The organism is Fusicatenibacter saccharivorans, assembly GCF_027667425.1.
Classification (GTDB): Bacteria; Bacillota; Clostridia; order Lachnospirales; family Lachnospiraceae; genus Fusicatenibacter; species Fusicatenibacter saccharivorans.
In genome coordinates, this window is record NZ_JAQEGR010000012.1 from 95,863 (window position 1) to 110,214 (window position 14,352).

The 14,352-nt window shown below is 48.7% G+C and carries 10 protein-coding genes and 1 pseudogene; 7 read left to right on the plus strand and 4 right to left on the minus strand.

Annotation, left to right across the window (positions count from 1 at the left end):
• The gene (locus PGS38_RS12290) at positions 1-1,146 is read right to left on the minus strand and encodes a substrate-binding domain-containing protein (protein ID WP_118640847.1); all 1,146 of its coding nucleotides are present in this window, start codon (positions 1,144-1,146) and stop codon (positions 1-3) included.
• 290 nt (positions 1,147-1,436) lie between these two features.
• Between PGS38_RS12290 and PGS38_RS12295 the strand changes: the two genes are divergently transcribed.
• From PGS38_RS12295 to PGS38_RS12315, 5 genes are all read left to right on the plus strand, one after another.
• Complete coding sequence (locus PGS38_RS12295) at positions 1,437-4,187, plus strand: alpha-mannosidase (RefSeq protein ID WP_270476332.1); 2,751 nt, start codon at positions 1,437-1,439, stop codon at positions 4,185-4,187.
• Positions 4,188-4,365: 178 nt separating this feature from the next.
• Entirely contained in the window at positions 4,366-6,576 is a 2,211-nt protein-coding gene (locus PGS38_RS12300) for a glycoside hydrolase family 36 protein (protein WP_118697268.1), read from the plus strand.
• Positions 6,577-6,652: 76 nt separating this feature from the next.
• Entirely contained in the window at positions 6,653-7,177 is a 525-nt protein-coding gene (locus PGS38_RS12305) for a spore maturation protein (protein ID WP_117801829.1), read from the plus strand.
• A 140-nt stretch (positions 7,178-7,317) separates the two neighbouring features.
• The gene (gene cysK, locus PGS38_RS12310) at positions 7,318-8,250 is read left to right on the plus strand and encodes a cysteine synthase A (protein WP_117804466.1); all 933 of its coding nucleotides are present in this window, start codon (positions 7,318-7,320) and stop codon (positions 8,248-8,250) included.
• 122 nt (positions 8,251-8,372) lie between these two features.
• Positions 8,373-9,281: a LysR family transcriptional regulator gene (locus PGS38_RS12315; RefSeq protein ID WP_117804465.1), complete on the plus strand. Its 909-nt coding sequence runs from the start codon at positions 8,373-8,375 to the stop codon at positions 9,279-9,281.
• 141 nt (positions 9,282-9,422) lie between these two features.
• Here PGS38_RS12315 and PGS38_RS17825 read toward each other — a convergent pair whose 3' ends face one another.
• The gene (locus tag PGS38_RS17825; RefSeq protein ID WP_416388354.1) at positions 9,423-9,524 is read right to left on the minus strand and encodes a DUF6783 domain-containing protein; all 102 of its coding nucleotides are present in this window, start codon (positions 9,522-9,524) and stop codon (positions 9,423-9,425) included.
• A 399-nt stretch (positions 9,525-9,923) separates the two neighbouring features.
• On the opposite strand from PGS38_RS17825, the gene PGS38_RS12320 reads away from it, so the two are divergent.
• A complete protein-coding gene (locus PGS38_RS12320; RefSeq protein ID WP_118640853.1) occupies positions 9,924-11,231 on the plus strand; it encodes an O-acetylhomoserine aminocarboxypropyltransferase/cysteine synthase family protein in 1,308 nt (435 codons plus the stop codon).
• Positions 11,232-11,350: 119 nt separating this feature from the next.
• Here the strand turns inward: PGS38_RS12320 and PGS38_RS17695 are convergent.
• Positions 11,351-11,605: pseudogene (locus PGS38_RS17695) on the minus strand (beta-galactosidase); the annotation flags it as partial.
• A 101-nt stretch (positions 11,606-11,706) separates the two neighbouring features.
• The gene (locus tag PGS38_RS12330; RefSeq protein WP_158581791.1) at positions 11,707-12,606 is read right to left on the minus strand and encodes a LysR family transcriptional regulator; all 900 of its coding nucleotides are present in this window, start codon (positions 12,604-12,606) and stop codon (positions 11,707-11,709) included.
• 229 nt (positions 12,607-12,835) lie between these two features.
• Between PGS38_RS12330 and PGS38_RS12335 the strand changes: the two genes are divergently transcribed.
• Positions 12,836-14,305 carry a UbiD family decarboxylase gene (locus PGS38_RS12335; protein WP_118640857.1) on the plus strand — a complete coding sequence of 490 codons (1,470 nt, stop codon included), beginning with the start codon at positions 12,836-12,838 and terminating at the stop codon, positions 14,303-14,305.
• Positions 14,306-14,352 lie beyond the last annotated feature (47 nt).

Genomic DNA, 14,352 nt, shown 5'->3' on the forward strand with positions numbered 1-14,352 from the left:
TTAGGATTCTGTTTTTATCATTCGAAGCGAGGATGCCCGGGGAACAAGTGTCACCGGCAGTACAATTTTTTCCGGTTCCGCCGCAGGGTTTTCCAGTGCGGAAAGGAGAATCCGGCTGGCTTCCCGTCCGATGCTTTCAAAGTCCTGATGAATAGAGGTAATTTCAAGACTTCGGCTGAGACTCGTGTCATCAAAACCACAGAGGCAGAGATCTTCCGGAATCCTAAGGCCAATGGTACGGCAGGCGAGAAAGATGAGTTCGGCAACCTGGTCATTTTCTGCGAGAAGTGCAGTAATTCCATTTTGCCGCAGGGTAAGGAGCTGCTGTTGAAAAGGTGTGATTTCTGTTGAAAGGGCATCTTCTGTAGAAAGTGCATGTGGCCAGGTGATAAGCTGCCGGGAATCGGGCATGATTCCGACGGCTTTTATTTCGTGCAAAAATCCGCCGAAACGATCACGGACCGACGAGGTTTCGGAAAGGGGAGCTGTTGTGAAAAAGGCGATGTTGCGATGCCCTTGTTCCAGAAGGTGACGGGTGAGCTGCCGTCCGCCATCGTAATTGTCGCAGACAACATTGTTTAAATACGGACAGTCGGTCTGCTTGTCGATGATGACAACCGGGCGGTTTGCAAACAGGAAATCGTTTAACTGTTCCAGGTGGATATTGTCACGCTTGGGATAGTAGACAAGTCCGGCGATATTCTGAGAACGGAGCAGTTCCAGTGTGGCACGTTCCTTCGGAGAGGAAGAGCCGGTGATATGAATGCTTAAAAAGTATCCTTTTTCCGCCAGTGCGGCACTTAAGGAACCAATCGTTTCCGAAATGTTTCCCTGTGTTGTGGCAAAGGGAAGCAGCAGGGAAACCATTTTTGATTTGCTGTCGGTTTCTGATGCGGAGGAGGAAACCGGTGGGATTTTCTGCGAGACAAAGCTTCCAACGCCGCGTTTTCGATACAGGATTCCCTGCTGTTCCAGATCTTCAATCGCCCGCTTTGCTGTGATGCGGCTTACCTCATATTGCTCCGAGAGCATTTTTTCCGTGCAGAACACGGCATCGGAAGAAAACTGTCCGGTGCGGATGCGCTCTAAAAGAGCTTCTTTGATGATTTCATATTTGGGTTTCGTTATTCTTTTATTTCTATCCATGTCTGTAAAATTCCTCAAATAGTATGATTGGTGACAACTGTATTTGTAAAAGTGTGATATCGACTTGCTTTGTATTATAATCTCGGGAAAAAGATAAGTCAAACTAAAAATAATATATCAAATAAAAAGAAAATGATATAAAATCATGGAAAAACGTAGAAATACTTGACAGAAGCATTGCGTTTTTTTATGATATGATATATCAAATCAACACGGCAATACAGGAACAAGACTTAAATAGAAAGAGTTTTAAGTTTGAAAATCATTTTTATAACAGGAGGAAACACATCATGAAAACAACTGTTCATATTATTTCCCATTCCCACTGGGACAGAGAGTGGTATCAGTCTTTTGAAAAACACAGAATGAAACTGATTGAGCTGGTAGACAATATTTTGGAAAAAGCAGAGAACGATCCGGAATTTGGCGGATTTTTCCTGGATGGACAGACGATTGCCCTGGACGATTACCTGGAAGTGCGCCCGGAAAAACGCGAGCAGGTGAAAAAATGCGTCCGTGAAGGAAAAATCCAGACTGGCCCGTGGTACATTCTGCAGGATGAGTTTCTGACCAGCGGTGAGGCATGTGTCCGCAATCTTCAGGTCGGCATGCAGGAAGCAGCGCGTTACGGAGCGATCGGAAATGTCGGTTATTTCCCGGATGCATTCGGAAATGCGGGACAGATGCCGCAGGTGCTGAAGCAGGCGGGCATGGATGCGGTTGTGTTCGGACGCGGCGTAAAACCGATCGGACCGAATAATGAGGTAACCGGAGGACAGTATGAGTCCACGTATTCCGAAATGATGTGGGCATCCCCGGACGGAACGAAACTGCCGGGTATTTTGTTTGCAAACTGGTATAACAACGGAGTGGAGATTCCGGTGGATGAGGCAGAAGCAAAAGTTTACTGGGACAAAAAACTGGCCGATGCGAGAAGATTTGCGGCAACACATCAGCTTCTGATGATGAACGGATGCGACCATCAGCCATTGCAGAAGGACATTACCGAGGCAATCCGTGTCGCACGGAAACTGTACCCGGACATTGAATTTATTCATTCGGATTTCAAAACCTATGTAAAGGCAATGGAAAAAGAAATTTCCGAGAATTTCTCTACGGTAAAAGGCGAGCTGACAAGCCAGGAAACAGACGGAAGATGGACACTGGCAAACACCGCTTCCTCCTGGATGGGACTGAAAGTGGACAACCGTGCCGGCGAAACAGCGCTGGAGCGGAAAGCAGAACCGGCGGCAGCCATGGCAGAGGTGCTTGGCAAAGCATACCCGGAAGACCAGATGATTTACAGCTGGAAAAAGCTGATGCAGAATCATCCGCATGACAGCATCTGCGGCTGCAGCGTCGATGAAGTAAATGAAGAAATGAAAACCCGCTTTGCGAAGAGCAGACAGGTAGCGGATGCGATTTACGATGAGAGTGTAGAATATCTGACCGATCAGGTGAATACCGCGGCACTTCCTAGAAACAGCGAAAAGATTCCGTTCGTTGTATGGAATACTTCTGGCACCGCGAAAAAACAGGTCATTGCAAAAGAACTGCACCTGTTCCGCGATTACAATCTGTTTGTATGGGATGGTTATGAGGCGGCCGAGGCTGTAGAAATGCCAAATCTGGTGCTTCGCGATGCAAACGGAAATGCAGTTCCGGCAAAAATCGAAAATGCAGGAATTTCCTTCGGGTACGATCTGCCGGATGACCGGTTCCGTCAGCCATATATGGCAAAGAAGGTGCTGGTAACGTTTGAGGCAGAAGTTCCGGCGATGGGATATGCAACATATTATCTGGAGCAGGCAGAGCCGGATCAGAACCAGGAAACCTCTGCAGATTTTGCGAATGAGCGTGTTCTGGAAAATGAAAACCTGAAAGTTACGGTCAATGAGGACGGTTCCTACCAGATTCTGAATAAGGAAACCGGAAGAACGTATGAAAATCTGGGATTCTATGAAGATACCGGAGATATGGGAAATGAATATATTTATATTCAGGACTCTGGAAAACAGACAGTCACAACGAAAGGCATGAAAGCTGAGATTCGCTGTGTGGAGAAAAATGCATTCCGCACGGTAGTTGAGATCTGTCACGAAATGATGATTCCGTCCGGTATGGGAGAGGAACTGCAGAGACAGCGTGAGATGTGTATTGACCCATATACGCGTGTGGCAAACCGTTCGAAGGAACTGGTTCCGATGGAAGTAAAGACGGTTCTGACACTGGAAAAATCGGGAAAAGGTCTGCGTGTCGCAACGACGATCTGTAATCAGGCAAAGGATCACAGAGTCCGCGTTGTAATGCCGACGGGTCTGAATACGTCTACGCATCTGGCAGATTCTGCCTTTGAGGTTGTGAAGAGAAATAACCGTCATAATGGTACCTGGACGAATCCTTGCGGATGTGAAAGACAGCAGTGTTTTGCTGCAATGGAAGATGAGACAAATGGTCTTCTTGTGGCAAACCGCGGATTGTATGAATATGAGGTTCTGGCGGATGAGGAGAATGCGATTGCGGTAACGCTGCTTCGTTCCGTTGCGGAGATGGGTGACTGGGGTTATTTCCCGACGCCAAAGGCGCAGCAGATCGGAACGTTTACCCTGGAGTTTGAAGTTGTGCCGTATGCAGCCGGTAAGACGGGCGAGGCATTTACCGAGGGTTACGCATTCCAGCAGGATCTGACAGCAGCACAGGCCGGTCTTTCAAAGGCATGGCTCAGAAAGCCGGGTCAGGTAAAACCGGAACTCGTATCGGGCGAGATGCCGCTGGAAATGAGCTTCCTCCGCTTTGAAGGGGAAGGAATTCATCTGACGGCGTTTAAGAAGGGACTTGCAAAGGACGATCTGTTTGTGCGGTTTGTGAACAATATGCCGCAGGATGAGGTACTTTCCTTCCGAAAGGAGAGCTGGATGAAAGAGGTTTACCGCAGTAATGTAGTGGAAGAGAAGGGTGAGGTACTTTGTCCGGATGAGAACGGGGTGTATCATGTGACACTCCTGGAGTTTGAGATTGCGACGTTTGGGGTTGTGAAATAACGGCTGGCGCGTGAGCTGGGAGTGAGAACGGGAGGAAAGTCTGGATCCGCCTGAAGGGCGGATCGGCGCAAGATGGTTGAAAAGAATAGGATGGAAAAAGCAAGAATGTGCTGGACTTTAAAGGGGACAAGTTATATGCTGGAAATATGAGAAAAATTTCCAAAGGAGGGTTTTTAAGATGCAGAAATGGACGAGCAGGATTGAGACCCCGATCAAGGCAGAGCTGATTTGTTATGATGTGAATGGAATTCATATTGTGTTTGGGGTGACGGAAGAGAATCAGCTGAAGCTGTTTCATTTTTCACATGCACCGTTTGACGCGGAGAATCTTTGCCGGAAGCCGGATGGAGTGTGGATGATGGAAGGAATGCGGGAAGCTCAGATTAAGGAGAGCTTCCAGCTGGTGCAGGTGAATTTTTCGGGGTATAACCGGCCGTATGAGAAGCATGGAAATAAGTATATTGTGACGGCTCCGGGCTTTATGCTGAAGTTTGATTCGATTTCGGAGGAGAGAAATGAGAACGGGGATCTGCTTCGGATTGTGCAGTCGGATGATGTGACGGGCGCGAAGGTGGAGTCTGTGATGCAGTTTTTTGATGGGATTCCGGTTGCGAGAATGTACAATACAGTGACGAACGAAGGAAAGGAAGACCAGACACTGGAGTACATTTCGAGTTTTAGTTACTGGGGTATTGAGAAGGAACAGAAAGAGGGAATTCCAGAGCTTGTCAGCTCGGATGACAAGATGTCGATGGTTGTGGTTCACAATGGATGGCAGAAGGAGCTGACGGTGAAGAAGTACCGGTTTGCAGATCTTGGCATGGCGCAGACGCAGCCGCATAATTATCAGAGAACTTCGAAGACGATTGAGATTACGAATACGGGCAACTGGTCGGCGAAGGAATATGTGCCGATGGGATATATTGGAAACAGTGCGGCAGATTCGAGTCTGTTTTTTGAGATTGACCACAGTGGTTCCTGGCATTATGAGATCGGAGATCAGAACTGCCATTTTTATCTGGCGGTGAGCGGTCCGACAGAGATTCAGTCACACTGGTCGAAGAACCTGAAGCCGGGAGATTCCTTTACAACGGTTCCGGTGGCTGTCGGCGTAGGTCATGATGATTTCGAGGAAGCGATTGGTACTTTGACGAAGTACCGCAGAAAGATCCGCCGTCCGAACAAAGATAATGAAAATCTGCCGGTTATTTTCAATGATTATATGAATTGTCTGTTTGGAGATCCGACCACAGAAAAAGAGTTCCCGCTGGTGGATGCGGCAGAGAAGGCCGGATGTGAGTATTTTGTCATTGATGCCGGCTGGTATGCGGACGGCAACTGGTGGGACAGTGTTGGTGAGTGGCAGGAGAGTAAAAAGCGCTTTCCGAATGGAGTGCGTGAGGTGACGGATTATATTCGTTCGAAGGGCATGATTCCTGGTGTCTGGCTGGAGCTGGAGGTTATGGGTATCAACTGTAAGAAGGCTTCCATTCTGCCGGATGAGTGCTTCTTCCTGCGCCACGGCAAGCGTGTGTATGACAGAAGCCGTTATCAGCTGGATTTCCGTCATCCGCTTGTGATTGAGCATGTGACCGAAGTCATCGACCGTGTGGTACGGGACTACGGTGTCGGCTATATCAAGATGGACTACAATATTGAGCCTGGTATTGGTACGGAAGTGGATGCAGACAGTTTTGGAGACGGTCTTCTGGAGCATGAGAGGGCGTATCTGGCATGGCTGGATGGCATCTACAAAAAGTATCCGGATCTTGTCATTGAGAACTGCTCGAGCGGCGGTCTTCGGATGGACTATGCGATGCTGGCGCGAAACAGCATTCAGTCGACGAGCGATCAGGAGGATTACCGCAATTATGCGACGATTTCGGCGAATGCAGCCATCGGCGTGACGCCGGAGCAGGCGGCGATCTGGTCATATCCGCTGCGGGACGGCACAAAAGAGGAAGTTATTTTCAATATGGTCAATGCGCTGCTGCTTCGTATTCACCAAAGCGGCCATCTCGCAGAAATTTCGCCGGAGCGGTTTGAACTTGTAAAAGAGGGAATTGACTGCTACAAAGAGATCCGCAGCGGCATCAAGGACGGCGTTCCGTTCTGGCCGATGGGATGGGCAGACAATGAAGAAAAACACCTCGCAGCCGGAATCCGTGTGCCGGGAGATGTAATTTATCTTGGTGTGTGGAGACGCGGCGGAGAGGCCGGTTTTGAGGTTCCGCTTGACCGTGCATTCCCGGGAAAAGAGCTGGAAGTAAGCTGCATTTACCCGAAGGCCTGCGGCGATGTGTTCCATTACGATGACTACAGCAAGACGCTGCAGATTCACTTCCCGGAGACGTATATGGCGCGTCTGTTTCAGATTAAAGTGAAATAAAGTTACATAAATCCCCGCCCGCGGAATAAATTGTATCGGAGTGTATCTGATAGGATTTTTCTGGGGAGGGGATTTTTTGCGTTTTCTTTCGGCGCTTTCAGATCTGATGGTTCCCGTGCTGATTTTTTATGTGGTCGGACTGGGGCTTTTGATGAAACAGGATGTGTTCGGCGATTTTCTGAACGGGGCGAAGGACGGCATGCGGACGGTGATCGGAATTGTGCCGACCTTAATCGGGCTGATGGCGGCGGTCGGCGTGCTGCGGTCATCGGGATTTCTGGAGGAATTTGGAAAACTGCTTGGAACCGTGCTGGAACCGGCGGGAATCCCGTCTGCGCTGGTACCGCTCGGTGTTGTGCGTCTCTTTTCCAACAGCGCGGCGGTGGGTCTTCTGCTGGATCTCTACAAAGAGGCGGGCTGTGACTCCTTTGCCGGACGGGCGGCATCGATTATGATGTCGTGCACGGAGACGGTTTTTTATACCATGGCAGTCTATTTTGGCGCGGTGCAGATCAAAAAAACACGGTACACATTGGCGGGCGCCTTGTTCTCTTCTCTTGTCGGAATGGCGGTCAGTATTGCCCTGGCAAAGGGAGTGTAAGGATCTTTTCTAATCATACCAGTGAAATGTGTTGACATTTCCATCCAATTGGAATAAGATGGAACCAACTTAAAACATACAAACTCAATAGGAAATAAGGAAATAGAGAAAAGAGCGCAAAAGTAAGGAGGAAATCAACGATGGCAAAGGTATATGACAGCATTCTGGATCTTGTGGGAAAGACACCGCTGGTAGAGTTGAAAAGAATTGAAGAAAAAGAAGGACTGCAGGCGAAACTGATCGCAAAGGTAGAATCCTTTAACCCGGCAGGTAGCGTAAAAGACCGTATTGCAAAAGCGATGATCGAGGACGCTGAGGCAAAAGGTCTCTTAAAAGAAGGCTCGGTTATCATTGAGCCGACCTCCGGAAACACTGGAATCGGACTGGCAGCGGCAGCAACCGTAAAAGGCTATCGCATGATCCTTACCATGCCGGAGACAATGAGTGTGGAGCGCCGCAATATTGTAAAAGCATACGGCGCAGAAGTTGTTCTGACCGATGGAACGAAGGGAATGAAGGGTGCAATCGAGAAAGCCGATGAGCTTGCCAAAGAGATTCCGAACAGCTTTATCGCAGGCCAGTTTGTGAACCCGGCAAACCCGGCAACCCACAAAAAGACAACAGGACCGGAGATCTGGGAAGACACCGACGGAGAGGTTGATATCTTTGTTGCAGGTGTCGGCACCGGCGGAACCATCACCGGAACGGGTGAATATTTAAAAGAGAAAAAACCGGAAGTAAAAATCGTAGCAGTAGAACCGGCATCCTCCCCGGTACTGTCCGACGGCGTTTCCGGACCGCACAAAATCCAGGGAATTGGCGCAGGCTTTGTGCCGGATACCCTGAACACCAGCATTTACGATGAAATCATCAAAGTAGAAAATGAGGACGCTTTCGAGACCGGAAGATATCTGGCAGCCGAGGAAGCGATTCTCGCAGGAATTTCCTCCGGAGCAGCTCTGTATGCGGCGATCCAGCTCGCAAAACGAGAGGAAAATAAAGGCAAAACCATCGTTGTGCTCCTGCCGGATAACGGAGACAGATACTATTCCACAGCCCTATTTGCCAAATAAAAGGGAACAGCTTCAGATTTTAAAATAATAGATATCAGCGAACACTGCCATCCGCGGCATTTTCTCTCCACCGCGAATGGCAGTTTCGCATATTAATTTATACCAGAAAGGGAACTTTACTTATGACATTACAACAGCTTCGCTACGTAATTCGGGCCGCAGATTCCAGATCCATGAATGAGGCGGCAAAGGCACTCTATATTTCACAGCCGAGTCTCTCCGGAGCAATCAAGGAGCTGGAAAAAGAGATTGGAATTGAGCTGTTCAAGCGCAGCAGCCACGGAACAGTACTGACCCCGGAGGGCGAGGAGTTTCTGGGTTACGCACGTCAGGTCACAGACCAGTATCAGCTTCTCGAGAACCGCTATATTTATCGCACCAAGGGAAAGAAAAAATTCAGCGTGTCGATGCAGCATTACAGTTTTGCCGTAAAGGCGTTTGTGGAGCTGGTGAAGCAGTTTGGTATGGATGAGTACGAGTTTGCGGTTTATGAGACGAGAACGTACGATGTGCTGATGGATGTAAAAAACTTCAAGAGTGAGCTTGGGATTTTGTATCGGAATGACTTTAATGCGAAGGTGCTGAACAAGCTGCTGAAGGATAATAACCTCGAGTTTCACGACCTGTTTTCCTGCGGAACGTACGTCTATCTATGGAAAGATCATCCGCTTGCGGATCAGGCGGAGATCACCATGGAGGAGCTGAAGGAATATCCATGCCTGTCATTTGATCAGGGAAGCAACAATTCGTTCTTCCTGGCAGAGGAAGTGCTTTCGACGTATGAATATAAGAGAATCATTAAGGCAAATGACCGTGCGACCATGCTGAATCTGATGGTCGGACTGAATGGTTATACGCTTTGCTCCGGCATTATCTGTGAGGAATTAAACGGCAGTGACTACCGCGCTGTGCCGCTTCACGCGGAGGAAAACATGATGATCGGTTATATTTCCAGGAAGGGTATGTCGATCAGCGCACTGGGACAGCAGTATTTGGAAGAAATTCGGAAATATAAGGAGCTTGTGCTGTAAAAAAGGAGAAACAAGAAGACTTTAACCGAATCAAGTAAGTCCCCTGCTTCCATTGCGAAAAGCAATAAGCAGTGGGTGGGGACTTGCTTGTATCAGGAGTGGTACAAGCCACTCCTGATAAGCTGCGAAGCAGCTATTCGGTTATGAGCAAGTAGCGAAGCGGATTGCGAATATCCGCTTTGACTCTCTGGAGTGTGTTTGAAAAAGGCTTTTCGCAAGCTGCGAGTCCCATCTTGTGGAGATGAATGGCGTTTGTTATCTTGTTTTATGTAGCATGATTGGATATAGAAATTTCAGAAGAAAAAATATTGGCGATAAAGAATAGCTATAGGAAAACCCTATAACCAGCCATCAATTTTCTATATTGGACAAAGCAGAAGACTGTCGCTATAATAATCCTTGTAAACAGATAGGAAATATCACCAAAACGAGAGGAAGCGAAGTGAATGAGAGCAGTTTTCGCAGAGAATCGAATTGTGATCTATGATGTCATGTGTTGCAGTGTAAGCAGATAAAACCGAAAGAAAACGGAGCCGCATTGCAGCATGGACAAAACAAGATGGCAACCGGTTCCGATAAATAATAGAAAATCGAACATGAAAAGAAATAGAAAAACGAAAAACAGAACAGGAGAATACAATCATGAGCAAAAAAACAAGAGCAGAAAGAAATCTTAAATTTGAAACCTTACAGCTTCACGTAGGACAGGAAAATCCGGATCCGGCAACCGGAGCAAGAGCAGTGCCGATCTATCAGACCTCTTCTTTTGTATTCAACAACTCCGATCACGCAGCAGCAAGATTCGGACTCCAGGATGCAGGAAACATCTACGGCCGTCTGACCAACCCGACCGAGGACGTTTTCGAGCAGAGAATGGCAGCACTGGAGGGCGGCGTTGCGGCACTTGCAGTAGCTTCCGGAGCAGCAGCTATCAACTACACCATCATCAACCTGGCACAGAAAGGCGACCATATCGTATCTGCAAAGAACATTTACGGTGGTTCCTACAACCTTCTGGCACACACCCTTCCACAGTACGGCATCAGCACCACATTTGTTGATGTATTCGATCTGGATGAGGTTCGCGCAGCCGTTCAGGAGAACACAAAAGCAATCTACATCGAGACGCTTGGAAACCCGAACTCCGATGTGGTAGATATCGAAGCACTCGCAAAAATCGCACATGAGAATAAAATCCCGCTGGTTGTAGACAACACCTTCGCAACTCCGTATCTGGTTCGCCCGATCGAGTACGGCGCAGATATCGTTGTACATTCCGCAACCAAATTTATCGGCGGTCACGGAACTACCCTTGGCGGTGTGATCGTAGACAGCGGTAAATTCGACTGGGAAGGATCCGGCAAATTCGCATCCCTGACCGAGCCAAACCCGAGCTACCACGGCATCAGCTTTACAAAAGCAGTTGGACCTGCTGCATTCGTTACAAAAGTACGTGCGATCCTTCTGCGTGATACAGGAGCAACTCTTTCTCCGTTCAACTCTTTCCTGCTTCTGCAGGGACTTGAGACACTGTCTCTCCGTGTAGAGCGTCATGTAGAGAACGCGCTGAAGGTTGTAAAATATCTGGAGAGCCAGCCACAGGTAGAAAAAGTACATCATCCGTCTGTATCCGAAGATCCAAAGCAGCAGGCACTGTACGCAAAATACTTCCCGAACGGCGGCGGTTCCATCTTCACCTTTGAAATCAAAGGTGATGCACAGAAAGCAAAAGATTTCATCGACAATCTGGAGCTGTTCTCCCTGCTGGCTAACGTTGCCGACGTAAAATCTCTGGTGATCCATCCGGCAACCACTACACACAGCCAGTGCACCGAGGAAGAACTGCTGGATCAGGGAATCAAACCAAACACCATCCGTCTTTCCATCGGTACCGAGAACATCGACGATATCATCGAGGATCTGGATGAGGCATTTGAGGCAGTTCAGTAAAAAGGATACAAAGCAAAAGAGAATATAAAAAAGCATACAAAAAAAAGAAGCGTGTTGGAAAAAAACAAACATGCTTCTTTTTTGGACTTAGATAAACCGCATGGGAAATTATGATGCCAGAGCGTATTATGAATCGAATGCCAGTGCCAGTACATGACGCTGTTTGCACCGGAGGCAAGATGGCTGTAAGCCTGCTGGCGGAGCTGGCCCTTGTATGGCGTCCATCCTGGAAATCCCTGTGCCTCGGTTTCCATAACAAGATAGTTGTCGTTTTTCAGAGAACGAATCATATCACCGCCAAACGCGATTTCCGCACCGGTCAGATCGTCCTGGATCGGATGGTAAATATCGGTTCCGGCGATCGTCAGACATTTTACCAGCTATTTTTGTTTTTGCCTGCTATTAACCATAGGTCTGTCTCATGCTGCGTCAGCGTTACGCCGCTGGCATGTTTGAAAGCACCAGAAGCGTGTTTTTATACGGGATTTTGAATAAAAAAGACAAATGATTTCAGCGTCTGTGCAGAGATATTTCCCGGCTTTTTTGATGCTTTCATTTTGAGCGGATACGCGGCACCGATCACAAGAGGCGGTGCGTCGCGCAGAGGAACGGCGGTGACGTTTGGGTGGTGGAACAATGCAAAGTTACTCCCGGCAAACAGGCTTAAGGCTTCGCCGACTTCCACGGAGCTTATTATGGATTCCAGGCGGGCAGTGCGCAGGATGTGCGGTTTTTGGTCTGCCTTTTCAAATAGTTGCATACAGAGCTGATAAATCGAGGTATAGGGATGCATAAGAATCAGAGGTTCTCTGGCAATGTCAGCGATTGTCAGGGAAGATTTTTCTGCAAGCGGATGATCGATGGGGAGCATCACACAGAGACGATCCTTTGCGAGAGGTACAAAGTGATATTTCTGCGGTGAGATCATGGAATCCCGTGCAATGACAAGATCAAAACGACCGGACTGCAGACCGTCCATCAGCTCGTTTTCTTCACACTCTTCCAGCATCAGTTCAACCTCCGGATGCGTATGTGCGAAAGCGCGGATGCGGGAGGTGAGATGATACTGCGTCAGAAACGGAAGAGAGCCGACGCGGAGCGGCTGGCATTCCGACTCTTTAAAGTGGCGCATTTTCTGCAGCATCTGATGATACTGGCGGGAGAGCTCTGAGGCTTCCTGGCAGAACAGCTCGCCTGCCGGAGTCAGAACCGCCTGGCGGCGGGTGCGGTCGAAGAGGGTGAGATTCAGTTCGGATTCCAGCTTCTGGATCTGCTTCGAGAGCGTGGACTGTGCGATATGAAGATTTTCTGCAGCTTCTAAAAAAGTGTCGCATCGGACGGTCATCAGAAAAAAGTCGATCTGTTCCATGGTCATAAGAGAGAACCTCCTTTTGAAAATCATTCTATTTCATTCATTCCATTCTGGAAACAATTGTACCACAGATCGAATTGATTCCACAAAGGTTTTTTTTTAAAATAAAAAAGGATAAAACATGCAGCAGGGAAAGTGGATGGAGAGGATCCGATGGATTTGCTGGCTGAATGGAGTACAAAAAAGAACATTCTATGAGACAGTTTTGATTTGGGGAATAAGGAGAATGATTATGGCTGAAAAAGTAAGAGATCTGCGCAGTGCGCTGGAACGATTGAAAAATATGCCGGGACAGCTTGCCGAGACGGATGTTGCAGTTGATCCGATGGCGGAGCTTGCCGGAGTTTACCGCTATGTCGGCGCGGGCGGAACGGTAAAACGTCCGACGAAAGAAGGACCGGCAATGATTTTCCGCAATATCAAAGGCCACCCGGACGCAAGTGTTGCGATCGGTGTCTTGGCGAGCCGGAAGCGTGTGGCTGCACTTCTGGACTGTGAGCCGGAGAATCTTGGGAAAATGCTGTATCACAGCGTGGAAAAGCCGGTTGCACCGGTGGAATTTCAGGGTGCGCCGCCGTGTCAGGAGGTTGTGCATCTGGCGACGGATCCCGATTTTGATCTGAACCGCCTCGTCCCGGCACCGACCAACACGCCGGATGACGCAGGCCCGTACATCACGCTTGGCATATGTTACGCTTCCCACCCGGATACCGGGCTGCACGATGTGACGATTCACCGTCTCTGTATTCAGGGAAAAGACGAACTTTCGATTTTCTTCACGCCGGGTGCACGCCATATCGGCGCGATGGCAGACCGTGCGGAGGAGCTTGGCCAGAAACTGCCGATTTCCATCAGCATCGGCGTCGATCCTGCGATTGAGATCGGTTCCTGCTTTGAGCCGCCGACAACACCGCTTGGTTACGATGAGCTTTCGGTTGCAGGTGCGCTGCGGAAAGAGCCGGTGGAACTGTGCCATTGCGTTTCGGTAAATGAGATGGCAATTGCGAATGCAGAGTATGTGATCGAGGGCGAGGTTATCCCGGGCGTGCGTGTGCAGGAAGATCAGAACAGCCACACCGGTTACGCCATGCCGGAATTTCCGGGTTATACCGGGCCGGCGAGCGATCAGTGCCGCCTGATTAAAGTAAAAGCGGTAACACACCGGCGAAATCCGATCATGCAGACCTGCATCGGACCAAGCGAGGAACATGTTTCCATGGCGGGCATTCCGACGGAAGCAAGTATCTACGGCATGGTAGAAAAAGCAATGCCGGGACGACTCCAGAATGTGTACTGTGGTTCTGCGGGCGGCGGAAAATATATGGCTGTTCTTCAGTTTAAAAAGCTTGGTCCAAGTGATGAGGGAAGACAGCGTCAGGCGGCGCTGCTGGCTTTTTCTGCATTCAGTGAACTGAAACATGTATTTCTCGTGGATGAGGACGTGGACTGCTTCGATATGAACGATGTTCTTTGGGCAATGAACACACGGTTCCAGGGCGATGCGGATATCATCACGATCCCAGGTGTCCGGTGTCATCCGCTCGATCCGTCAAACGATCCGACGTGTTCGCCATCGATCCGCGATCACGGAATTGCATGCAAGACAATTTTTGACTGTACCGTGCCGTATGATCAGAAGAAAAGATTTGTGCGGGCGAGGTTTCTGGAAGTTGATCCGAAACACTGGCTGGACGAGGAATAAAAGCATGTTTTGCAAAAAAATGTTATATTGTGTTCTAAAAAGTATAT